The sequence below is a fragment of the Glaciihabitans tibetensis genome, assembly GCF_003003265.1.
Classification (GTDB): domain Bacteria; phylum Actinomycetota; class Actinomycetes; order Actinomycetales; family Microbacteriaceae; genus Glaciihabitans; species Glaciihabitans tibetensis.
The window spans coordinates 356,558-379,346 of the sequence record NZ_PVTL01000001.1; the positions used below are offsets into that span (position 1 = coordinate 356,558).

Annotated in this window: 17 protein-coding genes and 2 pseudogenes; 16 read left to right on the plus strand and 3 right to left on the minus strand. The window is 65.3% G+C overall.

Translation table 11 applies throughout. The features are described 5' to 3' along the window. Positions 1-84 precede the first annotated feature (84 nt). From B0I08_RS01760 to leuA, 3 genes are all read left to right on the plus strand, one after another. Entirely contained in the window at positions 85-879 is a 795-nt protein-coding gene (locus B0I08_RS01760) for an ABC transporter ATP-binding protein (RefSeq protein ID WP_106209208.1), read from the plus strand. Further along, complete coding sequence (locus B0I08_RS01765) at positions 879-2,276, plus strand: ABC transporter permease (protein WP_106209210.1); 1,398 nt, start codon at positions 879-881, stop codon at positions 2,274-2,276. Before B0I08_RS01760 ends, B0I08_RS01765 begins: the two co-directional genes overlap by 1 nt. A gap of 415 nt (positions 2,277-2,691) precedes the next feature. Continuing rightward, entirely contained in the window at positions 2,692-4,458 is a 1,767-nt protein-coding gene (leuA, locus tag B0I08_RS01770) for a 2-isopropylmalate synthase (protein ID WP_106209212.1), read from the plus strand. 397 nt (positions 4,459-4,855) lie between these two features. Here the strand turns inward: leuA and B0I08_RS01775 are convergent. Continuing rightward, a pseudogene (locus B0I08_RS01775) lies at positions 4,856-5,494 on the minus strand (trimeric intracellular cation channel family protein); the annotation flags it as partial. A gap of 165 nt (positions 5,495-5,659) precedes the next feature. Here B0I08_RS01775 and recO point away from each other — a divergent pair. The 3 genes from recO to B0I08_RS01790 are packed head-to-tail and all read left to right on the plus strand — an operon-like array spanning position 5,660 to position 8,082. Further along, positions 5,660-6,442 (plus strand): DNA repair protein RecO, encoded by a 783-nt coding sequence (recO, locus tag B0I08_RS01780; protein WP_106209214.1) that lies wholly within the window; start codon positions 5,660-5,662, stop codon positions 6,440-6,442. Then, on the plus strand, positions 6,439-7,242 hold the full coding sequence (locus B0I08_RS01785) for an isoprenyl transferase (protein WP_106209216.1): 804 nt from the start codon (positions 6,439-6,441) through the stop codon (positions 7,240-7,242). The genes recO and B0I08_RS01785 overlap by 4 nt, the downstream gene beginning before the upstream one ends. A gap of 12 nt (positions 7,243-7,254) precedes the next feature. Continuing rightward, entirely contained in the window at positions 7,255-8,082 is an 828-nt protein-coding gene (locus B0I08_RS01790) for a hypothetical protein (protein WP_106209218.1), read from the plus strand. On the opposite strand, the gene B0I08_RS01795 is transcribed toward B0I08_RS01790, so the two are convergent. After that, on the minus strand, positions 8,079-8,642 hold the full coding sequence (locus tag B0I08_RS01795) for a P-loop NTPase family protein (RefSeq protein WP_106209220.1): 564 nt from the start codon (positions 8,640-8,642) through the stop codon (positions 8,079-8,081). The two genes, B0I08_RS01790 and B0I08_RS01795, sit on opposite strands and share 4 nt — an antisense overlap. 67 nt (positions 8,643-8,709) lie before the next feature. Between B0I08_RS01795 and B0I08_RS01800 the strand changes: the two genes are divergently transcribed. The 6 genes from B0I08_RS01800 to B0I08_RS18140 all read left to right on the plus strand — a co-directional run bounded on the left by B0I08_RS01800 (position 8,710) and on the right by B0I08_RS18140 (position 14,772). Further along, positions 8,710-9,822: an aminotransferase class V-fold PLP-dependent enzyme gene (locus tag B0I08_RS01800; RefSeq protein ID WP_106209222.1), complete on the plus strand. Its 1,113-nt coding sequence runs from the start codon at positions 8,710-8,712 to the stop codon at positions 9,820-9,822. Between the two features lie 102 nt (positions 9,823-9,924). Next, a complete protein-coding gene (locus B0I08_RS01805) occupies positions 9,925-10,959 on the plus strand; it encodes a Gfo/Idh/MocA family protein (RefSeq protein ID WP_106209223.1) in 1,035 nt (344 codons plus the stop codon). Positions 10,960-11,186: 227 nt separating this feature from the next. After that, positions 11,187-12,572 (plus strand): glycine--tRNA ligase, encoded by a 1,386-nt coding sequence (locus B0I08_RS01810; RefSeq protein ID WP_106209225.1) that lies wholly within the window; start codon positions 11,187-11,189, stop codon positions 12,570-12,572. Positions 12,573-13,001: 429 nt separating this feature from the next. Next, positions 13,002-13,934 (plus strand): glycyl-tRNA synthetase, encoded by a 933-nt coding sequence (locus B0I08_RS01815; RefSeq protein ID WP_106209227.1) that lies wholly within the window; start codon positions 13,002-13,004, stop codon positions 13,932-13,934. Between the two features lie 53 nt (positions 13,935-13,987). Next, a complete protein-coding gene (locus B0I08_RS01820) occupies positions 13,988-14,641 on the plus strand; it encodes a DsbA family oxidoreductase (protein ID WP_106209969.1) in 654 nt (217 codons plus the stop codon). Then, positions 14,638-14,772 carry a hypothetical protein gene (locus tag B0I08_RS18140; protein WP_281260190.1) on the plus strand — a complete coding sequence of 45 codons (135 nt, stop codon included), beginning with the start codon at positions 14,638-14,640 and terminating at the stop codon, positions 14,770-14,772. The genes B0I08_RS01820 and B0I08_RS18140 overlap by 4 nt, the downstream gene beginning before the upstream one ends. 76 nt (positions 14,773-14,848) lie before the next feature. On the opposite strand, the gene B0I08_RS01825 is transcribed toward B0I08_RS18140, so the two are convergent. After that, positions 14,849-15,352 carry an aminoacyl-tRNA deacylase gene (locus tag B0I08_RS01825; RefSeq protein WP_106209971.1) on the minus strand — a complete coding sequence of 168 codons (504 nt, stop codon included), beginning with the start codon at positions 15,350-15,352 and terminating at the stop codon, positions 14,849-14,851. Positions 15,353-15,472: 120 nt separating this feature from the next. Between B0I08_RS01825 and dusB the strand changes: the two genes are divergently transcribed. The 4 genes and pseudogenes from dusB (at position 15,473) to B0I08_RS01845 (ending at position 22,745) form a co-directional block, all read left to right on the plus strand. Then, positions 15,473-16,672 (plus strand): tRNA dihydrouridine synthase DusB, encoded by a 1,200-nt coding sequence (gene dusB / locus B0I08_RS01830; protein ID WP_106209229.1) that lies wholly within the window; start codon positions 15,473-15,475, stop codon positions 16,670-16,672. Positions 16,673-16,676: 4 nt separating this feature from the next. Next, positions 16,677-17,999 (plus strand): deoxyguanosinetriphosphate triphosphohydrolase, encoded by a 1,323-nt coding sequence (locus B0I08_RS01835; protein ID WP_181243132.1) that lies wholly within the window; start codon positions 16,677-16,679, stop codon positions 17,997-17,999. 568 nt (positions 18,000-18,567) lie between these two features. Beyond that, a pseudogene (dnaG, locus tag B0I08_RS18260) lies at positions 18,568-19,980 on the plus strand (DNA primase); the annotation flags it as partial. A 1,142-nt stretch (positions 19,981-21,122) separates the two neighbouring features. Next, positions 21,123-22,745: an ABC transporter substrate-binding protein gene (locus tag B0I08_RS01845; RefSeq protein ID WP_106209231.1), complete on the plus strand. Its 1,623-nt coding sequence runs from the start codon at positions 21,123-21,125 to the stop codon at positions 22,743-22,745. Positions 22,746-22,789: the final 44 nt, after the last annotated feature.

A 22,789-nucleotide genomic window follows, 5' to 3' on the forward strand; every position in this document is an offset into this window, starting at 1 on the left:
GCCCGCCCGGATCATCCGCTCGGCGTATTGAATGCGCGACCAGCGCCCGATTCGAACCAGCCTCGGGATTCCTAGCGTGGAACCATGACAACTTTCCCTTCACCACCAACGGCGTCCGCGGCCAGCGGAACTGCGGCGCCACGAGCATTGGTCGCCCGCGTCGAACACCTCACGAAGTCGTACGGTTCCAGCGAAAGCGCCGTAGTCGCCTTAGCCGGGGTCACCTTCGCGCTGCACCGCGGCGAATTCACCGCGATTATGGGACCGAGCGGTTCCGGCAAGTCCACCTTGATGCACATCATGGCGGGCCTCGACACCCCGTCGAGTGGGCGGGCCTGGCTCGGCGATACCGATGTGACTGCCCTGAACGATACGGAATTGACGGTTCTGCGTCGTCGTCGGGTCGGGTTTGTGTTCCAGGCGTTCAATCTGGTGCCCACGCTCGACGTCGAGGGTAATATCCTGCTGCCCTTCGAACTCGACGGACGACGTCCCACTACGACCGAACGCGCGTGGATCGACGACCTCATCATCTCGTTGGGACTCACAGACCGGTTGCGGCACCGCCCGCACGAACTGTCCGGCGGGCAGCAGCAGCGAGTGGCGATAGCGCGGGCGCTGGGCAGCCGACCTGACCTCGTGTTCGCGGATGAACCGACAGGAAATCTGGACTCCCGATCGGGTAGGGAGGTTCTGGCGCTGCTGCGCACGGCCTGCGCCGAGTACGGGCAGAGCATCGCGATGGTGACGCATGACCCGGTCGCGGCCAGCTACGCGGATCGGATCGTGTTCCTGGCCGACGGCGAAGTCGTCCGCGAGCAGGGCCGCTCGACCCCCGAGCAGATCAGTTCACTCATGCTCGCAATGGAGCGCGCCTGATGTGGGTCGATCGTGTGCGTGATCACGGGTCGAGCGTGCTCGTGGCTGGGCTGAGCTCCGCGTTCGGTGTCACGCTCCTGCAGGTGAGCGACGCGATCGCGGCGATCGTGGCGGTGGACGACACCACCGGCTCGAGCGGTTCGGCCGCGGTGATGCTCCAGCTCGCATCGGCCGTGTTCATCGTGATTGCCGTGTACGTCGGAGCGGTGGTCACCACCAACACGTTCGCGACCATCATCGCCGGGCGGACGGGCACCATCGCGCTGATGCGTCTGCTCGGGTCGACCGCCTCAGCCCAGCGCGCGGCGGTAAGCCGGGAGGGGCTGTGGGTTGGTGTCATCGGGGGCGGTCTGGGTCTGCTCGCCGGAACGGCAGTCACGTGGATAGCGCTGTCGGCGGTTGAGGCTATCGGGGCCATCACGGTGCCCGCCTTCGCTCTGGTTTCGCCCGTGCTGGCCGCACCGATTGTCGCGGTGATCGTGACGACGTGGCTGGCGTCCTGGGTCGGTTCACGTCCGGTATTGGGGGTGTCGCCGATGCAGGCCACGGGAGCCGCCCAGGACAAGAGTTACGAAGAGACCGTGTCGCGCCGCTCCCGAAACGTGGTGGCGGTCATCGCGTTCGTGCTCGGGATCGGACTGCTCGTTGGCGGCGTGGTGGTCGGGCTCGTCACCCCCGCGGGTGTGCTGATCGGGGTAGCGGGTGGCGCGCTCTCGTTCGCGGGACTGGCGTTCGGAGCGCACCTGGTCATTCCGCGGGCGCTGCGAGTCGTCGGACGCCTGTTCGGTGGTGGCGCCACGGCCCGTCTTGCCGCCGAGAATGCCGTGCGCTATCCGGAACGCACGTCCCGCAACATGATCGGTGTTGTGATCGGCGTCACTCTGGTGACCATGTTCACTGTCGCGCTGTCGAGTTTCGCGGCTCTGATGGAAAGGGTCACTGATGCGGATCCCGCGGCCTATTCCGGCGCGGACGACGTGCTGCTGGCGATCACCGCGGTATTCGCGGCGCTCACCGGTTTCAGCGCGCTGATCGCTGCGGTGGGGCTGGTGAACAACCTCTCGCTGAGCGTCTTGCAACGGACGCGGGAGCTGGGCCTGCTCCGCGCGCTCGGGCTCACCGCCGGGCAGGTGCGCCGCATGGTCGTTCTGGAGAGCGCCCAGTTGACCGTGACTGCCGTTTTACTCGGGCTTGCGCTCGGCACCTTCTACGGCTGGGCGGGCGCTCAGTCGATGTTCGGGTCGCTCGATGGTGGGCAGTTTGTAACACCTGTTCTGCCTCTCGGCCTGGTCGTCGCGCTGGCGGTATGTGCTGCGGGACTGACCGCGATCTCCTCCGTCGTCGCCGCGGGCAAGGCCACGAGGGTCACGCCTGTGGCAGCGCTTGCCGCGATTTAGCCAAGGTTCCGGCGCGGTTCCGGCGCAGTTTCGGCGCAGTTCCGGCGCGGCGGCTCGTCGCCAACCGGCAGCCTTCGGAAACTCAGGAACTGGCGCACGGCGCCTCGGCTGCCGATGGCTACCGCGGCGGCGGGGCGCGGTGCACCCTCGCTGCGGCGTTGCCATCTCCTGAATTACCGAAGGCGACCGCGACCGCTGCCGAGTCCGCCAACCGCGACCGCGACCGCTGCCGAGTCCGCCAACCGCGACCGCGACCGCTTCCGCTCCCATTCCCGTGCGATCAATGCCGCACGGTGCTACCCTCGGAGGGTGTTGTTCGGTCTGCTTCTCCTTAGCTGCCGCGACGAGTCCTAGCCAGGCCTCCCTCGTCGCGGAGTTTGCTGTTGGCTGACCACTACGACCGGAAGAGATCCTGATGCGCAACGCACAAAAGCCGTCCGCCATGCCGACGCACAAGTACCGCCCCTACAACGAGCAGTTTTCCGTCGATCTGCCGGACCGCACCTGGCCCACGAAGCAGATCACGACCGCGCCGATCTGGTGCGCAGTCGACCTGCGAGACGGCAACCAGGCCCTCATCGATCCGATGAGCCCCGAGCGTAAGCGGATCATGTTCGACCTGCTTGTTCGGATGGGATACAAGCAGATTGAGGTCGGCTTCCCGAGCGCCAGCCAGACCGACTTCGACTTCGTCCGCTCCCTCATCGAAGAGAACCTCATCCCGGACGACGTCACCATCCAGGTGCTGACCCAGGCCCGCGAGCACCTGATCAACCGCACCTACGAGTCGATCCGCGGGGCCAAACAGGCGATCGTCCACCTCTACAACTCCACGAGCGTTTTGCAGCGGGATGTCGTCTTCCGCACCGGCAAGCAGGGCATCATAGACATCGCCCTCGAGGGGGCTCGCCTGTGCAAGGCCGCGGAGGCAACCGTTCCGGGCACGACGATCTACTACGAATACTCGCCAGAGAGCTACACGGGCACCGAGCTCGACTTCGCGCTGGAGATCTCGAACCAGGTCATCGAAGTATTCGAGCCGACCCCGGAGCGCAAGGTCATCATCAACCTGCCCGCGACCGTGGAGATGGCCACGCCCAACGTGTACGCCGATTCAATCGAATGGATGTCACGGCGCCTGGTCCACCGCGAGAACGTATTGCTCAGCCTCCACCCGCACAACGACCGCGGTACGGGTATCGCGGCAGCGGAGCTGGGCTACATGGCGGGCGCAGACCGCATCGAAGGATGCCTCTTCGGCAACGGCGAACGCACGGGAAACGTTGACCTGGTCGCGCTCGGCCTGAACCTCTTCACGCAGGGGATCGACCCTCAGATCGACTTCAGCGACCTCGACGAGGTACGGCGCACCGCGGAGTACTGCAACCAGCTCAAGGTGCACGAGCGCAGCCCATGGGCGGGGGACCTCGTGTACACGGCCTTCAGCGGCTCGCACCAGGACGCTATCAAAAAGGGTTTCGAAGCGATGGCCAAGGATGCCGCAGAGAAGAACGTCTCGGTAGACGAGCTGCTCTGGGCGGTTCCGTACCTTCCGATTGACCCGAAGGACGTGGGGCGCGGTTACGAAGCGGTTGTGCGGGTGAACTCGCAGTCCGGTAAGGGCGGCGTGGCCTACCTCCTGAAGACCGACCACAAGCTCGACCTGCCGCGCCGCCTGCAGATCGAGTTCAGTGGTGTCGTGCAGGGCAAGACGGACTCCGAGGGCGGCGAGGTCACAAGCGAGCAGATCTGGACCGTGTTCCAGGACGAGTACCTGCCGGCCCCCGCTGACCGTCCGGAAGACAAGTGGGGTCGGTTCGAGCTGACTCGCATGAATACCTCCAGCGATCTCTCGGGGAGCATCTCGCTCCAGACGCAGCTTCGGATCGGCGACGAAGTGATCGACGCCAACGCCACCGGCAACGGACCGATCGCCGCGTTCCTCGGCATCATGGCCGACCAGGGCATTGAGGTGGAGCTGTTCGACTACGTCGAGCACGCACTCAGTGCAGGTGGAGACGCGTATGCGGCCGCGTATGTAGAGCTTCGCGTGAACGGCAAGACCCTGTGGGGAGTCGGTATCGACGCAGACATCTCCACTGCGTCACTCAAGGCGGTGGTCTCGGCAGTCAATCGTGCGGTGCGCGCCGAGGCGGGCGATCGCGAGCTCGTCGCCGTTTAGTCGGCTCGTACCCTAACCGACGGGGGTATCCCGAACGGCGTGATTAGTCGATCTGTTCCGGTTGGCGTGGCCGGTCGGGGTATCCCCGACGGCACAGGCGCGTCCGGGCGTAGTGCTATGGCTTTCGCCGAAGTCCGCGCGGCAGACGGGCGGTGGACGCGGGGCGGGTGGCCGGCGCCTGTTTCGGGATGGACCCCGTGCGCGGCTGTGCGTTGGTGACGCGCGGTATCGAGCCTGTCGTCGGACCCGCACTCACGCGGGCGATCGATCCGGTTTGTGTGCTTGGACCCACCCGCGGTATGGCGCCGGTGCGGGGAGAGCCCGCGCGCGCTGCGGCGTTGCGATCCTTGCTGCTCCGCGGGAATCGAGCGATCCGTGGGATCCGCGGCAGCCGCGGTATCCGCTCCAGCCGCCGCTGTTCGGGCAGGCTCCAGTTGAACAGCACGGCGAGGATTCGCACGCCGAAAGTGACGACCACGGACGCGATCGCGGCGACGATAACGGGAACGCCCGCAATCGCGAGGCCGACCAGGGTGACGCATCCGAATAGCGCGGCTACGGCGTACAGGGATCCGACGTGCATAAGGGCGATGGGCGTGTTGAGCAGGATGTCACGGAGGATAGATCCGCCCACCGCAGACACCACGCCCACGAATACCGCCGGCACCTCCGGCACTCCCAGCGAGAGCGCTTTGGTCGTTCCGATTACGCCGAAGAGGCCAATGGTCAGCGCGTCGAGCGCTGTGATCAGCGCGTTCAGGCGCGAGAAAACCCGCTCGAGCAGCATGCCGAGCAGGGCCGCCGCCACCGCGACCGGGAGGTACCAGTTGCTCTGCATCGCGGCAGGAACCTCGGAGAGCAGGATGTCGCGGATCAAACCTCCACCGAAGCCCGAGGCGATCCCGACAATGGCAACGCCCAGCAGGTCGAGCCGCCGGTCACGATACTGGGCTGCGAACAGCGCTCCCTGCAGCGCACCGATTCCGATGGCGAGAATATCCGCCCAAAAAGGGATGACGAAGGCGGCGGAGATCACGCTCTGTTTCTACCACGTCCGCTGCGACAGCGTTCCCACCGCCCCACCACCGCACGCCCCACCATCGCACCGCCGCACGCCGCACGCCGCACGGCCGCACCGCCGCACGCCGCGCGCGCCCCGCGCCTGACCGACAATGTCTGCCGCGGGAGCGATACTGGAGCGGTGCCCCTTTATCGTGACGAAGCCGTGGTGCTGCGGACCCATAAATTGGGTGAAGCAGACCGCATCGTCACCATGCTCAGCAGGGAACACGGCAAGATCCGTGCGGTGGCCAAGGGTGTGCGCCGCACCGCCTCCAAGTTCGGTTCGAGGCTGGAGCCGTTCATGGTGGCCGATGTGCAGCTTTTCGAGGGCCGTAGTCTCGACATCATCACGCAGGCCGAGACGATCGGCCCCTACGGAGCAGCCATCGCCTCGGACTACTCCAGTTACACCGCGGCAGCCGTAATGGTTGAGACGGCAGACAAGGTCACGGACGACGACGGCAGTCTGCAGCAGTACCTGTTGCTCGTGGGCGCGCTGCGCTCGCTGTCGCGCCGCGAGCACCCCGCCGGACTCACCCTCGATTCCTACCTCCTGCGCTCGCTCTCGATCGCCGGATGGGCCCCGAGCTTCGTGGACTGCGCCGTCACAGGCGCGCCCGGACCGCATTCCGCGTTCGTTGTGCAGCTGGGCGGGGTAGTGGCGGATGGCGTCGCGCCGCCCGGCGCACCGCGTCTGGATGCCCCCACACTGCACCTGCTTGCATCGCTGTTGTCAGGGGACTGGGCAGTCGCTCAAGCCGCCGGTGAGCGCACGCGCAGCCAGGCCAGCGGTATTGTCGCTGCGTACACTCAGTTTCACCTGGAGCGGAGCCTTCGTTCCCTGCAGCACGTCGATCGAAGTCCCGATCTTCGGCCCGCCTTGCCTTCCCACACCGATACCGCTGCCGGAGCCGCTCAATGACACCCGTCGCCAAAACCCATCGCGATGCGGTCGATTTCAAGCCGCTCGACTGGACGGGTTTGTATCCACCGAGCATCCCGAAGCGTGCCGTACCGAATCATGTCGCAATCGTTATGGACGGCAACGGGCGCTGGGCGAACGGCAAGGGGCTCACGCGGATTGAGGGCCACAAGGCCGGGGAAGCGGCACTGCTCGACGTGGTCGCGGGCGCCATCCAGATGGGTGTGAAGCATCTCAGTGTCTACGCCTTCTCGACCGAGAACTGGCGGCGCTCACCCGACGAGGTGCGGTTCCTGATGGGCTTCAACCGTGACGTCCTGCACCGCCGGCGCGACCAGCTCAACGAGTGGGGCGTGCGCGTGCGCTGGGCCGGACGCAAGCCCCGCCTCTGGGCGTCGGTCATCTCCGAGCTGCAATTTGCTGAGAAACTGACCGAGAACAATGACGTTCTGACCTTGACGATGTGCGTCAACTACGGCGGCCGCACAGAGATCACCGACGCGGTGCGGCACCTCGCCGACGAGGTCGCGGCTGGCCGGCTGAAGCCTTCCGGAATCACTGAGAAGGCGATCGCTCGAGCCCTGTACCAGCCGCAGATGCCGGACGTCGACCTCTTCGTACGCAGCTCCGGCGAGCAACGCACCAGCAACTTTCTCCTCTGGCAGAGTGCGTACGCCGAGATGGTTTTTCTCGATACGCTGTGGCCAGACTTTTCGCGGACGCAACTGTGGGATGCCGTGTCCCTGTACGCTTCGAGGGATCGTCGTTTCGGTGCCGCAATTGATACACCGTCTACCTAGGGAATTCGCTTTATGAACCGCAAAGTCGTCCTGATCACCATCGTTGTGTTCCTGCTTTTCATTGGAGCCGGTGTCGTCGGCGTCCTTGCGTTGGGCACTTCGACGGGCTTGGCGATGGGCGGCACAACCACCGCGATGGCCGTCGCCAGCGCTGAGGCTCCACTGCGGTCGCAGGCCGGGTTCATCCGAAACAATTCGCCGTGGCCCGTCACAATTACCTCTATTGAGGTGGATGATGCGGGCGCAGCTGAGGCGCCCCTGATCTACCTCAGCGAGAACAACGACGAGCCGCCGCCCGCAGCTGGCGTGGTCCCGGTGTGGGCCACTACGCCCGTCACCCTTCCGTACACCCTGCCTGGCGGCGAGATTCGTTTTTTCGGGTTCGCGATGGTGCCCCAGCCGGCGGCGTTGGCCACGTTCGACACCATTACCGTGAAGTTCGAGGGTCCGGTCCCGTTCGAGTTTGAGTCCAGCTACTCCGGGGTGGCGCTGGCCGCCAGCGCCGGAGACTTTCCCGCGGATCTTGTTGCAGACGACCCGCGTGAGGACGAATCATCCGTCGACCTCTACCTCACGGTGTTGCGCGCGGCGATTCTCAGCCGCGACGTCGCCCAGATCCAGCGTGTGATCGGACCGGACGCAACGGAGGCAGACGCCACCGCCATCCGCGACTCGCAGGCCGCCTACGTCGCGGACATGCCCGTGGATTCTGAGAGCATCGACGACGATGCGCGTGCGTGGCGCGTGCAATTCTTCGCCACCGATGTTGCGGTCGACGCTCTGCCCGCGATGCGTCTCACCTGGAGCGACTTCCGCTGGAGCGCCGCCCTCGCGAACTAATCGGCGGCTTGAGCGGGTAGCCGTCGAAGCCACAGCTCGACCTCTCGCGGGGTTCGCAGGCGGACGACCTGGAGTCGAGGCGCGGCGTTCTCGAGTTCGAGGATGAGTGTGCGATAGTCGCGGTGGGTGCGGACAGTCCACGCGAGAACGTGATCGCGGCCCGTGAGCAGGTGCCAGAGGGGAGCCTCAACGTTGCCGGCCCAGAGCACTTCTGCGCCTCGCCGTCGCTGCACACGCCGGCGCACGAGCCGCGGCATCCACACCCTGATTGGAAAATCCAGCCACACTAGGATGTCCGCCCGCGCCGCCAAACGGGGACGCACGCTGCGGTATTGCCACTCGGTCACCCAGGCGGGGCCGCCGATCATCGCGTCGACGTCGGCGTAGAACTCCTCCCGCCGCGTCCAGTTCGGACCGTGATAGAGCGCGTCGATGTCGGTGTACGGAATGCCCAGGCGGGATGCGAGCTGGATCGCGAGAGTGCTCTTGCCCGCGCCGCTCACCCCGGCGATGAGAATTCGCCGCGGAGCGCGGGGGAGTGTGTCCGTCGGGCCCAACATCGGACCAGTCTAGGAAAGACCCGGCGCGCAATTTGCTGCGCGACGTTTGGGGGTCGATGCTGGACGTATGACTTCCGAACCGGACTCGTACTCGACCGCCGACGCGCACTCGGCCGCGGTGCCGACGACGGCAGGGGGTTCGGCGGCCTTTCGCGCCGCTGTTGAGCAGTTCCCGAACGGCCGCGGCTACCTGGCCGCAGCGTCGATGGGGCTGCCCAGTCTCGACACCGTCGCGGCCCTGACGGCCGACCTGCAGGCCTGGGCGGGGGTGAAGCGCAGCCCCGCGGGATACGGAGAGCTGGCCGAGCGAGTGCGCGCGCACTACGCCCGACTGGTCGCGGTTCCCGGAGATCGCGTCGCGATCGGCGCCCAGACCTCGGTCTTCGCGGGCGTGATCGCGCAGGCTGTGCCGCGCGGAGCCGAGGTACTGTGCGTCGACGGCGACTTCAGTTCGATGGTCTTTCCGTTCCTGCAGCGGTCGGACATCACGGTCAGGCACATCCCCCTCGCCGAACTGGCTGACTCTATAACGGATGCCACGTGGCTGGTGTCGTTCTCCCTCATCCAGTCCGCGACCGGCGAAGTGGCGGATGTCCCGGCGATCACCGCCGCCGCCGCGCACCACGGCGCCCGCACCTTCTGCGACACGACCCAGGCGGCCGGGGTGTACCCGATCGATGCGAGCCTCTTCGACTCGACCGTGTGCCACAGCTACAAGTGGCTCTGCGCACCGCGTGGCGTCGCCTTCCTCACCGTCTCGGACGAGTTTCAGCAGAGCCTCACGCCGACATTTGCGAGCTGGTACGGCGGAGAGAGCGTCTGGGAATCCTGTTACGGACCCACGATGCGGCTCGCCCGCGATGCGCGACAGTTTGACCTTTCCCCGGCCTGGCATGCCTGGGCGGGAGCGGAAGAATCAGTGCGCATGTTTGCCGATCTGGACGTGTCCGAGGTGTGGTCACACGCGGCCGGGCTGGGTAACCTCCTCTGCGACGAGTGGGACATTCCCCGAAAGAATCAGGCCATCGTGACACGGGCCGATCCGGGTGGTGCCGACCTCGCGCGGCTTGCGGCGGCCGGGATCGTCGCCTCGGGCCGCGCCGGCAGGCTCAGGGTCGCGTTCCACCTGTGGAACACCGCAGACGACGTGGAGCAATTGGCCAGCGTGCTGCGGGGGTAGACCGTGGCGCGGCGGGGAACCGTGCGGCGCGCGGCAGGACCACAGGACCGCAGGGCGCGCGGCAGGACCGCAGGGCGCGGCGTTCGCGCCTAGGCTGAGGTCATGGCTTCCAACGCAGTAATCCGCACCGGTCTCGTCGGCTTTGGGCTGGCGGGGCGTGTGTTCCACGAACCGTTCCTGGCGACTAACCCGGCCTTTCGCCTGGAGGTCATCGCCACCGGCAATCCAGAGCGCCAGGAAGAAGCGCGTGCACGAGGCGACTACGAGATCGTCAGAGCGCCGGACGCACTCCTCGGCCGCGACCTCGATCTGATCGTGCTCGCGTCCCCTCCGGCTGCTCACTTCGCCCAGGCAACCGCGGCGCTCGAGTCTGGGGCGGCGGTCGTGGTCGACAAACCGTTTGCGGCGTCGGTCGCGGAGGCGGAGCAGCTCATCGACACCGCAGAACGCGTCGGGCGACCGCTCATCGTGTTCCAGAATCGGCGGTGGGACGGCGATTTCCTCACGGCGAAGAAGCTGATCGAATCCGGCAGGCTCGGTCAGGTCTTCCGGTTTGAGAGCACGTTCGAGCGCTACGCGGGTGCGGCGCGCGACCGGTGGCACGACACAGCGACGGTAGCCCAGGGCGCAGGAATCACCTTCGATCTCGGCAGCCACCTCGTTGACCAGGCCCTCCACCTCTTCGGTCCCGCGACCCTTGAACGGGCAGAACTGCGCGTCGTTCGACCGGGAGGGCCTAGCGAAGACGATGCGTTCCTCTCGCTCGCTCACGTCAGCGGCGTGACATCCCACATCACTGTCAGCAGGATGGCCGCGCAGACGGGACCGCGTTTCCGCGTTCTCGGTACGGACAGCGCGTACATGGTCTACGGACTGGACAACCAGGAGGACGCGTTGAAGCTCGGCGCCCGCCCAACGGACGCGGGCTTCGGCGTTGTGCCGGAGGAGGATTGGGGGCTCGTCGGTGGGGAAAAGGGCGCTGCCCCCACACCGCATCCCACGGAGCGCGGAAATTACGCTGGCTTCTACGCGGGGGTTGCCAAGACGCTGACTACGGGGGCGCCGTCGCCCGTTGACCCCCGCGAGGCGCTGGCCACAATGCGCATCCTGGAGCTCGCACACCAACTGTCTGCCTGAGTTCACTTGCAGGTCGCGATTGTGGAGCGGGCGGCATCCCACCTCTTCGCATTCTGAGACCGTCTGTATTCTGAGACCGACGTATTCTCGGACCGTCTGAATTCTGAGACCGTCTACATTCTGAGACCGTCGCGGCTCCGCTGTGCCGTTGGGCCGATGGCCCCCGTTAGGCTGGGGGTTCGCATTTCACCGGGCATCCAGCTCGGCGTTCAACACAGGAGTTACACGTGGCCACGCCAAATCCCCTCGACGCCGTCATCGCACTCGCCAAAAGGCGAGGCTTCGTTTATCAGGCTGGTGAGATCTACGGGGGCTCTCGTTCCGCCTGGGACTACGGGCCGCTCGGTACCGCCCTGAAAGAGAACATCAAGCGCCAGTGGTGGCAGTTCATGGTCCAGGGTCGGGACGACATCGTCGGCATCGACTCGTCCGTCATCCTGCCGCGCAAGGTGTGGGAGGCTTCCGGGCACGTCGAGGTATTCTCCGACCCGCTGGTCGAATCTCTGCACACCCACAAGCGGTACCGCGCCGACCACCTGCTCGAGGCGTACGAAGAGAAGCACGGACATCCGCCGGTCAATGGGCTCGCGGACATTCGCGACCCCGACACCGGGCAGCCCGGCTCGTGGACCGAACCGCAGAACTTCTCGGGCCTCCTGAAGACCTTCCTTGGCCCGGTCGACAATGAAGAGGGCATGGCGTACCTGCGGCCCGAGACGGCGCAGGGGATCTTTGTGAACTTCGCGAACGTGCTCGGTTCCGCCCGAATGAAGCCTCCGTTCGGAATCGCCCAGATCGGCAAGAGCTTCCGCAATGAGATCACGCCCGGAAACTTCATCTTCCGCACCCGGGAGTTTGAGCAGATGGAGATGGAGTTCTTCGTCGAACCCGGCACGGACGCGGAATGGCACCAGTACTGGATCGATGCCTCGCACGATTGGTACGTGGGCCTCGGGATCAAGCCCGAGAACATCCGTCTGTACGAGCACCCGGCCGAGAAGCTGTCGCATTACTCCACCCGCACGGTTGACGTGGAGTACCGTTTCCGGTTCGCCGGCAGCGAGTGGGGCGAGCTGATGGGCATCGCCAACCGCACCGACTTCGACCTGAAGACGCACTCGGAGGCGTCCGGCGCCGATCTCTCCTACTTCGATCAGACCAAGGACGAGCGCTGGTTCCCCTACGTCATCGAGCCGGCGTTTGGGCTTACCCGCGCGCTGATGGCGTTCCTGGTGGACGCGTACTCTGAGGACGAGGCACCGAACACCAAGGGCGGCGTCGACAAGCGCACGGTTCTGCGACTGGACCGCCGTCTTGCGCCGATCAAGGTCGCCGTCCTTCCACTGTCGCGCAACGAGCGGCTGTCGCCGCTCGCGAAGCAGGTCGCGGCGGACCTGCGCAAGTACTGGAACATCGACTTCGACGATGCCGGCGCAATCGGCCGGCGCTACCGCCGCCAAGACGAGATCGGCACGCCCTTCTGTGTCACCGTCGACTTCGAGTCGCTGGATGACAACGCGGTGACCATCCGCGAGCGCGACACGATGGCGCAGGAGCGCGTGTCTCTCGATCGGCTGCGAGGCTATCTCGCGGAGCAGCTGATCGGAGCGTAGCGCTCGGGCTCTGCGCCGGGACCCGCGCGGGAGCCGCGCGGGAGCCGCGCGTTCGGAGGCCGCACCTCGCCTCGCACGACGTCCCGTCCCCGCACCCCATCCGTGCCCGTCCCCGCACCACATCCGTGCCCGCACCCGCACCACATCCGTCCCTACCTCCGCGCCCCGCATCCAGCACCACGCATCCGCATCCGCACCACGCACCTTCGGAAACTCAGGACTCGGCGCACTTCCACCGGCTCGGCCAACCGCCGAGCCGGGTCAGGGGCGTGCGCTCGCTCGCGAACTCCTGAGTTTCCGAAGGGTGACGCGGTCCAGCTCCCGCGGCGGCGTGTTTGGCCGATCCTCCACAGTTGATCCCGCGTCGAATCGGCCCACCTTTACCTGGACCAGCTGTCCCGCCAGCGTCATCGCCGGGACGATGGCTGCATGTCCGATATCGCAGCGCTCGTCGACGCAGTCGGCGGGGTGGCGCACAAGCGCCAGCTCGTTGCACTGGGAGCGCGCGATCACGAGCTCACCCGGGCGGTGCGCAACAAGGACGTGATCCGTGTCCGCCAAGGGTGGTACTCGACCCTTCCGCCAACCCTGCCAGAGCTCCGCGCTGTCCGTATCGGCGGTCGTCTGACGGGAATCTCCGCGATAGCCGCGGCAGGGGGCTGGGTGCTCGATACGCCAACGCTTCACGTCTCCGTCCCCAAGAACGCAGCGCGACTTCGCTCGCCCGTGAATAGATTTGCGTCCTTTGCGGCCGCGCGCACCCGTGGCGTAAGGCTGCACTGGGATGCCCCCCGCGTTGGGAGATTAGGCACGGTGATGCGCGTGGGGCTCCTCGATGCATTGGAACGCGTCGTGCTCGACGAAACACTGGAGGTTGCCGTCGCAGCCCTCGACTGGGCTTTGCATACGCGGCACATCGACTCAGGTGACCTCGACACTATTTTCGACCGATTGCCCGCGATCAAGAGTTCCCTCCGCGGGTGGATCGACCCGAAGTGCGAGTCTCTCCCCGAGAGTCTTGCCAGGACACGATTGCGACTCCGGGGGCATCACGTGATTTCTCAAGCAAGGGTGGGTGAGAACCAGCGCATCGACATGGTCGTTGACGGTGTGGTGGCGCTCGAGACAGATGGCGAGGAACACCATCGCGACCGCTTCCACGCCGATCGGGCGAAGGACCTCACCATGACCATCCACGGCTACCACGCATTGCGAGCGACGGCGGTGATGGTGTTCCGGGACTGGGGCAGGGTGGCCGCGGCGATCGAGAGCGCACTTCTCGGGCGCGGAGTGTCCCCGCCTCGCCCGCTCTCGATGGTGCGAGGCCGGGTCCCGCCACTCACCCAATGGGTACCCGTTTGATGAATGTTCGAGTGCTCGGGAATTCTCGCGGGGTGGCCCTCGTTGCGTCCAACGTGAGTGAACCTATCAAAGTAGACATCTGGTCCGACGTTCAGTGCCCCTGGTGCTACATCGGCAAGCGCAAGTTCGAGGCCGGCGTGGCCGAGTTTGACGGCGAGGTTGAGGTGGAGTACCACTCCTTCGAGCTCGCCCCGGACACCCCGGTCGACTTCGACGGAACTCCGGTCGACTACCTCAGCCAGCGCAAAGGCATCCCGCTCGATCAGGTCGAGAAAATGCTCGAGAACGTCACCGGCATCGCTGCCGATGTGGGTCTCGACTACCACTACGAAGACGTCCACCAAACGAACACGGTGAAGTCGCACGAGCTGCTGCACTATGCGAAGTCGCAGGGCCGCCAGCTCGACATGAAAGAGCGTCTACTGAAGGCCTACTTCGTCGATGGCCGCCACGTTGGACGCGTTGAGGACCTCGCTGACCTCGGGGCCGAGATTGGCCTGGACCGCGCTGAGATTGTGCGGGTGCTGACGGCAAACACTTACCTTGCTGATGTGAAGGCGGATGTCGCGCAAGCCCAGGCCTACGGAATTCAGGGCGTCCCGTTCTTCGTAATTGACGGCAAGTATGGTGTTTCCGGCGCTCAGGATCCGACGGCGTTCACGGGAGTCCTTGAGCAGGCACGGCTCGAGAAGGAAGAAGTCCGATGAGTGGGCCGTCCGCGGTTCCGCTTCAGATGGTTGGCGATTCGGGCGTCGTCTGCGTCGGTGACGTGTGCGAGGTCCCCGCGCCGAGCGATCAGCGGGTTGTCATCGACCTACTCGACTCTGGCGACATCTAGCGTCAGTCGCTACTGAATATCGCACCCGCAGCGGGGCGCCGCGGGGTGCTGCGCCTCACCGCGCTGCGGCCTAGCGTCAGTCGCTGATGTCCGCGACCGTGGCATCCAGACCTGAGATCAGCGCACCCGCATCGACGAAAGCGCTGAGGCCCTGTGCGCCGGCGCCCATCGCAATTCGCGTGCCCACTATGCGCGCGTCCGCGAACACCGGCCAGGGGGTACTGCTTCCGAGCGGGGTGATGGTGCCGCGCTCGTACCCCGTCGCTTCCAGCGCGATGGCGGCTTCTGGCAGCCGCAACTTGTTGACTCCGACGACCGACCGCAGCTTCGCCCAGGAGATCTGGCGGTCACCGGGAACCAGCGCAAAAAGAAACGTGCCGTCGTGCCGTTTGACCACGAGCGTCTTTACAATCGTGGAGGGCGCGATTCCGAGGAGCGCGGCCGCAGCCTCGAGCGAGTCGGCCGCGGGACGGTCAACAAACTCGATTGCGATTCCGCGGGCCGCGGCGTCTGCTGCAACCCGTGCTCGTCCGTCCGAAGTTGCTCCGACCGGACTCTCCGCAGTGGTTGTTTCTGTCATGGTCATTTCGCTCTCTGTACACGTGTGCGTCTTGTCCTCCCCAACGAAATTCGCCCGACTGACGAGGCCCATCGGGTAACGCGCCGGTGGTCGAGACGACTTTCTGGGAGAATTGGTGCAATGTCCACTCTCACTACCGTTACCGCTGCCAACGCTCCCGTCGCCGCACGCATTCCCGCGGCGACCACCGAGCCTCTTCGTATCGGAAATATCGAGCTGGACGTCCCCGTCGTACTAGCCCCTATGGCGGGCATCACCAACACCGCATTCCGCCGCCTGTGCCGTGAATATGGTGCTGGCCTCTACGTCAGCGAGATGATCACCAGCCGGGCTCTGGTCGAGCGCACGCCTGAAAGCATGCGGCTCATTCGCCACCATGAGTCCGAAACCACACGCAGCATCCAGCTTTACGGGGTCGACCCGAAGACCGTGTCCGAGGCGGTGACCATGCTTGTCGCTGAAGATCGAGCTGATCACATTGATCTGAATTTCGGATGCCCCGTTCCGAAAGTCACGCGCAAAGGCGGCGGTGCTGCGCTCCCATGGAAGCTTGGACTATTCCGCGAGATCGTCGAAGGTGCCGTCGCTGCGGCGGGAGACATCCCGCTGACGGTAAAGATGCGTAAGGGAATCGATTCTGATCACCTGACCTATCTCGAGGCGGGTAAGGCGGCAGAGGGTGCGGGCGTCGCGAGCATCGCGCTACACGCGCGAACCGCCGCCGAGTTTTACTCCGGAACGGCGGACTGGTCGGCAATCGCGACCCTCAAGGGCACGATTACCAGCGTGCCCGTTCTCGGCAATGGCGACATCTGGAGCGCACAGGACGCATTGCGGATGGTGGCAGAGACCGGATGCGACGGGGTCGTCGTTGGGCGCGGATGCCTCGGGCGCCCCTGGTTGTTCGGTGACCTGGCCGCTGCGTTCCGCGGCGAAGAGATGAAGGCGCAGCCGACGCTCGGCGAGGTGGCTCGCGCGTTCAAGCGTCATGCTGAATTGCTCGTCGAGTTTTTCGAGGAGGAGGACCGTGCCTGCCGTGACATTCGTAAGCATGTCGCCTGGTACTTCAAGGGATACTCCGTGGGCGGCGACCTGCGCGCACGTCTGGCCATGGTGCAGACGCTCGCGCAGCTGGATGACCTGCTGGGCACGCTCGACTGGGAGCAGCCTTACCCGGGTGCCGACGCCGAGGGGCAGCGGGGTCGCGCGGGTACGCCGAAGCGCCCGTCCCTGCCAGACCACTGGCTTGACAGTCGCGAGCTTCAGGAGACTCATCGTGCAGAACTCACCGAGGCGGAGCTGAACACCAGTGGTGGTTGACGACATGTCTCAGGGTCAAACTGGTCCGGGCGCCCTCGCTTCGGACCAACTGGTTCCGGATTCACACGCTCACGACCAGGTTTCTGCGCGGCGATACACCGTCGCGGATGCCGAGCGTTGGCTGCCCGAAGAACATTCCAGCCCCCGAAGCGACTTCGCGCGGGACCGCGCGCGGCTGCTGCACTCGAGCGCCCTGCGTCGACTGGCTGCCAAAACGCAGGTGTTGAGCCCCGCAGCGGGGTTAGATTTCGCCCGGAACCGGCTGACCCACTCCCTCGAGGTTGCTCAGGTGGGTCGGGAACTTGCGTCCAGCCTCGGGCTCGACCCGGACGTCGTCGACACGGCCTGCCTCGCGCACGATTTGGGACATCCGCCGTTCGGCCACAACGGTGAAAAGGCATTGAATGACTGGTCCGTCGACATCGGCGGATTTGAAGGAAACGCACAGACATTGCGCCTGCTCACTCGGATCGAGCCGAAGGTGTTCGGCGACGATGGCCAAAGCTACGGACTGAACCTGACACGGGCGAGTCTCGATGCGAGCTGCAAGTATCCGTGGCCAGCCTCGCAGGGGATTCCGGATCCGAGCGGTCGTAGCAAATTTGGTTTCTATGCCGAGGATTTAGCCGCGTTCGAATGGTTGCGGGCCGGCGCGCCTGACCGCCGACGTTGCGTGGAGGCGCAGGTGATGGACCTCAGCGATGACATTGCCTACTCTGTTCACGACTTCGAGGACGCGGTGGTGAGCGGCTTCATCGACGTCTCTGCGCTGGGAGCACGCGTGGACCACGACGAGCTCGTGGATTCCATGTTTTCCTGGATCGGCGGAGAGATCAGCCACGATGAACTCATCGCGGCGTTCGACCGGCTCGACAACCTTGCGATCTGGCTCGAGTCATACGACGGGAGCCCACGCGACCAGGGCCGCCTGAAGAATCTGACGAGCGAGCTCATCGGCCGCTTCGCCGCCGCCGCGACGGATGCCACGCGGGAAGCGTATCCGCAGACTTCGCTCATCCGCTTCCAGGCAAATGTAGTGGTGCCACGCGAGATCCAGGCTGAGATCGCGGTACTCAAGGGGATCGTTGCTACGTTCGTAATGTCGACCAACGCGCGCCGTCCTATCTATACGGAGCAACGTGAGGTCCTCACCAAGCTTGCGGATGTTCTCTACTCGAGCGGTCCGTCCGGGCTGGACCTCGGCTTCTCCGCAGAGTGGACTGCGGCGAACACAGACGCGGAGCGTAAGCGTGTCGTTGTCGACCAAGTTGCTTCGCTGACCGACCAGTCGGCGATCGCGTGGTACGGCCGCCTCGTGACGGGGTAGTCCCCACGCGGTAGATTCCTTCACCTGCTCGCCTGCTCGCGCGCTCGTACGTGTCGCCGCATGCCCGCGACCGGCGCGACCGGCGCGACCGGCGCGACCGCCGTGACCACCGTGACCGCCGCGAGTGCGCGTCGGCGTCCGCGGCGGCTACCGCTGGCGGCTCGTTCGGAGATATCGCATGCTCCACGTCCGTAATGGTCGGACCATGCCAACCCGTGTGCACGCGGTACCACGGGTCGGACGTTGCGCACGGCGTGGACCTCTCCCGGTTCGTGCAGCTGCTCAGGCGCGCTAAGGCGGCCCGTCGGCCATGCCAAACCGCGCCACCCGAGCTGAGCCGCGACGTGAGTCTGGAAACTCAGGAACTGAGAACGAACCGTCGCCGGAGCACGAGCGGTCTTCCCGTGATTCCGGCTATTGCCGCCGGACCGGCCCGTCGGTCGGTTGTGGTCTCCTGAATTGCCGAAGGGTGAGTGCAGGGTGCACGGGTGCCGTGGCGGCCGCGCGCGGTGTCCCCAGTTAGTGCGCACGGCGGGGCGAGCTGCGCTCACAAACGTAGACTTGGGGTGTGGCTGGCCTAATCCGACGAAATGACATCGACGAGGTCAGGTCGCGCACCAATTTGGCCGACATCGTGGGCGATTACGTCACCCTGAAGAACGCCGGCGTGGGTTCCATGAAGGGGTTGTGCCCGTTTCACGAGGAGCGTAGCCCGAGTTTCCACGTTCGACCGCAGGTCGGCTTCTACCACTGCTTCGGTTGCGGTGAAGGTGGGGACGTGTTCACGTTCCTGCAGAAGATGGACCACGTCACCTTCTCCGAGGCCGTCGAGCGCCTGGCGGGGCGGCTCGGCTACGAGCTGCACTACGAAGACGGCGGCCAGGCTACCGATCACGGAAACCGTGCTCGCATCCTCTCGGCGAACAAGGCCGCTGAGGACTTCTTCCAGGCCCAGCTGGCAACCAGCGAAGCCGAGCTTGGTCGGGTTTTCCTCGGCCAGCGCGGGTTTGACCAGGCGGCCGCGGAACGTTTTGGGGTCGGCTACGCTCCGCGCGGAGGCGCGCTGGGCAAGCACCTGAAAACGCTGGGTTACACCGAGGAAGAACTGGTCACCGCGGGGCTCCTGGGCCGCGGAGATCGCGGGGATGTCTACGATCGATTCCGTGGACGTCTGGTGTGGCCGATTCGGGATGTCACGGGGCAGACTCTCGGGTTCGGCGCACGAAAGCTCCGCGAGGACGACACGGGCCCGAAGTACCTGAACACACCTGAGACGCCGGTCTATCACAAGAGCCAGGTGCTGTACGGGCTCGATCTGGCCAAGCGCGATGTTGCGCGTGGCAAGCAGATTGTCGTTGTGGAGGGGTACACCGATGTCATGGCGTGTCATCTCGCCGGCGTGACGACGGCCGTGGCGACCTGCGGAACGGCATTCGGCGTTGACCACGTCAAGATCGTTCGACGTGTTCTCGGCGACTTCGACAACGCGGACACCACGGCTACCGGTGAGGTCATCTTCACGTTCGATCCCGACGAGGCCGGGCAGAAGGCGGCGAGCCGCGCTTTCAGCGAGGAGCAGCGATTTGCCGCACAGACGTTTGTCGCTGTCGCGCCCGATGGGCTTGATCCATGCGATCTCCGTCTTCATCGGGGGGATGACGCGGTCCGAAGGCTCGTGACGACGCGGAAACCAATGTTCGAGTTCATGATCCGGCGCACGCTCGCAGACCACGACCTCGAGACGGTAGAAGGGAGGGTCGCTGCGCTGCGAGCCTCCGCTCCGGTTGTGGCCGGGATCCGGGACCAGGCGATGGGTGTGGGCTACAGCCGCAACCTCGCGGGTTGGTTGGGCATGGACCCGAGCGAAGTAGCCCGAGCAGTGTCCACTGCGCGCAGTGCCGTCACCAAAAGCGCGGGGGACTCAGCGTCGTCGCGACCGCGGTCAGCAGCAGGGTCCCGCGCAGGCGATAGTCATGGCGCCTACGGCAGCCGGCCTGGCGCAGACCGCGGGGGAGACAGTCGGGACGGCAGGGACCGCGGGGGAGACAGTCGGGACGGCAGGGACCGCGGGGGAGACAGTCGGGACGGCAGGGACCGCGGGGGAGAGAGTCGGGACGGCAGGGACCGCGGGGGAGACAGCCGCGGCGGTGTGACGCAGGGTGCGAGCGCGGGAGCTGCGTCACCTGGCTATCCCGGAGCCGGATCGGTGGAATCCCGATCCAACCCATCTGGTGGGATAGACCGGGCTGTCGGTGGAGCGGGACCGAACGGAGACGAGCAGACGCGACTGACCGAGGATTCGGGTGGCGCGCAGTCCGGGCGTTCGCATGACTCTCGGGACAGAGAGTCGTGGCGCGCCCCGGATTCTCGGGATACGCACTGGGACCAGGAACCGCAGCAGGAGGCGGGCCCATCAATAGTTGACCTACCCACCGATCAGGCGACACGGCTCGAGCGGGACGCGCTTATGGCCATGCTGCAGCATCCGACCGACATCGGACGCGAGATGCTCGCCCGCGCGACCCAGGTGGGATTCTCGAACGCAACGCTCGGGGTGGTGCGGGACGCAATCGCGATCAGCTTGGATGCGATGGAGTCGCCGGAATGGGTCGCGACGATCATCCGGGAAGTGCCGCAATCGTTTGCGTCGCTCGTGCAGCAGCTGGCGATCGGGCCGATCCCGCAGCGGGCTGAGCAGATCGCGGTGTACTGCCAGGAGATCGCAGCCTCGCTGGTCGGCCTCGATCTGCTTCGGGCGAAGGCCGATCTGCTCGGGTCACTCCAGCGCACGGATCCCGTGGCGGACCCGGAGCGGTACGCCAGGATCCAGCGCGATCTCCTGAGCGTTGAACAGGAACGCCGCAGCTTGCGCAATGAATAGCGGATTAGCCCGCGCGTCACGCATCTAATCGCCAGTGTTTGACGGTCTGCGCAATAAACCGCCCAAAAGGTGCTCGTATATTTCGGTCAGGTTACCAAACAGGCCCACAGCGCTGGCGTGGCCCGATCTCCGCGCGGTCGTGTGTTAGACCTGTTTTACTGCAGAGTGGTCTGCGCCTTCGGCGTGGCCGCTTTTCGCTACATCACATTCCCTTTACAGCACTGAGGAAGAGGTAGGCGCACATGACGTCCACATCTAAAACAACCAAGCGCGCGCTTGGTGTAGTCGCCGGGGGTGCCGCGTTCGCGCTCGTGCTCGCTGGCTGCGCCACTGGCGGAACCGAAGGCGGAGACGGCGGCGAGGCGCTGATCGTCGGCACCACCGACAAGGTCACGTTCATCGACCCCGCTGGCTCCTACGACAACGGTTCTTTCGTTGTAATGAACCAGATCTACCCGTTCCTGATGAACTCGATGCCGGGCACTGCCGACGTCGTTCCCGACATCGCCGAGTCCGCTGAGTACACCGCGCCGAACGACTTCACCGTCGTCCTGAAGGAGGGGCTGACGTTCGCCAACGGCAACGAGCTCACCTCCTCTGACGTCAAGTTCAGCTTCGACCGCCAGACCGCGATTGCAGACGAGAACGGCCCCTCGGTGCTTCTGGGCAACCTGGAAAGCGTCGAGGCCGTGGATGACACCACCGTCGTGTTCCACCTCACTGCCGGTGACGACCAGACTTTCGCCCAGATCCTCTCCAGCCCAGCAGCGCCGATCGTCGACGAGGAAGTATTCTCCGCCGACTCGGTCACCCCTGACGACGACATCATCGCCGGGAACGCATTCGCTGGCCAGTACACGATCACCGACTACGACTTCAACAACCTCATCGCCTTCGAGGCCAACCCCGACTACGACGGTGTGCTTGGCGCCCCGGAGACCGATGTTGTGCAGATGAAGTACTACACCGAGGCCTCCAACCTGAAGCTCGACGTGCAGGAGGGCGGCGTTGACGTCGCGTACAAGAACCTCTCGGCAACCGACATCGCTGACCTCGAAAGCGACGAGAACGTCAATGTTGAGATCGGTCCCGGTGGAGAGATCCGCTACATCGTCTTCAACTTCGACACCCAGCCGTTCGGTGCTTCGACGCCGGAGGCCGACGAGGCGAAGGCACTCGCCGTTCGCCAGGCTGCGGCCAGCCTCGTTGACCGGGACGCCCTGTCCGAGCAGGTCTACAAGGGAACTTACCTGCCGCTGTACTCCTACGTTCCCGAGGGACTCACTGGTGCGACCGAGGTCTTCAAGGACCTCTACGGCACCGACGGTGCTCCGGACGCAACCAAGGCAGCCGAGATTCTGACCGCCGCAGGCATCACCGAGCCGGTCGCACTGAGCCTGCAGTACAACCCTGACCACTACGGCGAGTCCTCGGGTGACGAGTACGCGCTCGTGAAGAGCCAGCTCGAGGAGAGCGGCCTGTTCACGGTCAACCTGCAGTCGACGGAATGGGTCCAGTACTCGAAGGACCGCACGACCGATGTCTACCCCGCGTACCAGCTCGGCTGGTTCCCGGACTACTCCGACGCAGACAACTACCTGACACCGTTCTTCACGACGGACAACTTCCTGGCGAACCACTACGACAACCCGGAAGTCAACTCGATGATCACCGCGCAGGCGACCGAGACCGACCCCGACGCTCGCGTCACGATGATCGAAGAGATCCAGGCCGCTGTCGCCGCCGATGTCTCGACCATCCCGCTGCTCCAGGGTGCTCAGGTTGCAGTAACCGGAACCGATGTCAGCGGCACCACGCTCGACGGTTCATTCAAGTTCCGCTTCGGAACGATGTCGAAGGGCTAGCAGTAGCCAGCTAGAGTTTCTCTAGCAAGTTAACGGTCGGGGGC

Bases quoted from the DNA above. Each gene is read 5' to 3' on its own strand.
- B0I08_RS01765 (WP_106209210.1), top strand. From the start codon at position 879: ATGTGGGTCGATCGTGTGCGTGATCACGGGTCGAGCGTGCTCGTGGCT.
- B0I08_RS01795 (WP_106209220.1), bottom strand. From the start codon at position 8,642: ATGTTGGGCCCGACGGACACACTCCCCCGCGCTCCGCGGCGAATTCTC.
- B0I08_RS01760 (WP_106209208.1), top strand. From the start codon at position 85: ATGACAACTTTCCCTTCACCACCAACGGCGTCCGCGGCCAGCGGAACT.
- B0I08_RS18140 (WP_281260190.1), top strand. From the start codon at position 14,638: ATGAGTGGGCCGTCCGCGGTTCCGCTTCAGATGGTTGGCGATTCGGGC.
- B0I08_RS01825 (WP_106209971.1), bottom strand. From the start codon at position 15,352: ATGACAGAAACAACCACTGCGGAGAGTCCGGTCGGAGCAACTTCGGAC.
- B0I08_RS01845 (WP_106209231.1), top strand. From the start codon at position 21,123: ATGACGTCCACATCTAAAACAACCAAGCGCGCGCTTGGTGTAGTCGCC.
- B0I08_RS01805 (WP_106209223.1), top strand. From the start codon at position 9,925: ATGGCTTCCAACGCAGTAATCCGCACCGGTCTCGTCGGCTTTGGGCTG.
- dusB (WP_106209229.1), top strand. From the start codon at position 15,473: ATGTCCACTCTCACTACCGTTACCGCTGCCAACGCTCCCGTCGCCGCA.
- B0I08_RS01815 (WP_106209227.1), top strand. From the start codon at position 13,002: ATGTCCGATATCGCAGCGCTCGTCGACGCAGTCGGCGGGGTGGCGCAC.
- B0I08_RS01785 (WP_106209216.1), top strand. From the start codon at position 6,439: ATGACACCCGTCGCCAAAACCCATCGCGATGCGGTCGATTTCAAGCCG.
- B0I08_RS01790 (WP_106209218.1), top strand. From the start codon at position 7,255: ATGAACCGCAAAGTCGTCCTGATCACCATCGTTGTGTTCCTGCTTTTC.
- leuA (WP_106209212.1), top strand. From the start codon at position 2,692: ATGCGCAACGCACAAAAGCCGTCCGCCATGCCGACGCACAAGTACCGC.
- B0I08_RS01835 (WP_181243132.1), top strand. From the start codon at position 16,677: ATGTCTCAGGGTCAAACTGGTCCGGGCGCCCTCGCTTCGGACCAACTG.
- B0I08_RS01800 (WP_106209222.1), top strand. From the start codon at position 8,710: ATGACTTCCGAACCGGACTCGTACTCGACCGCCGACGCGCACTCGGCC.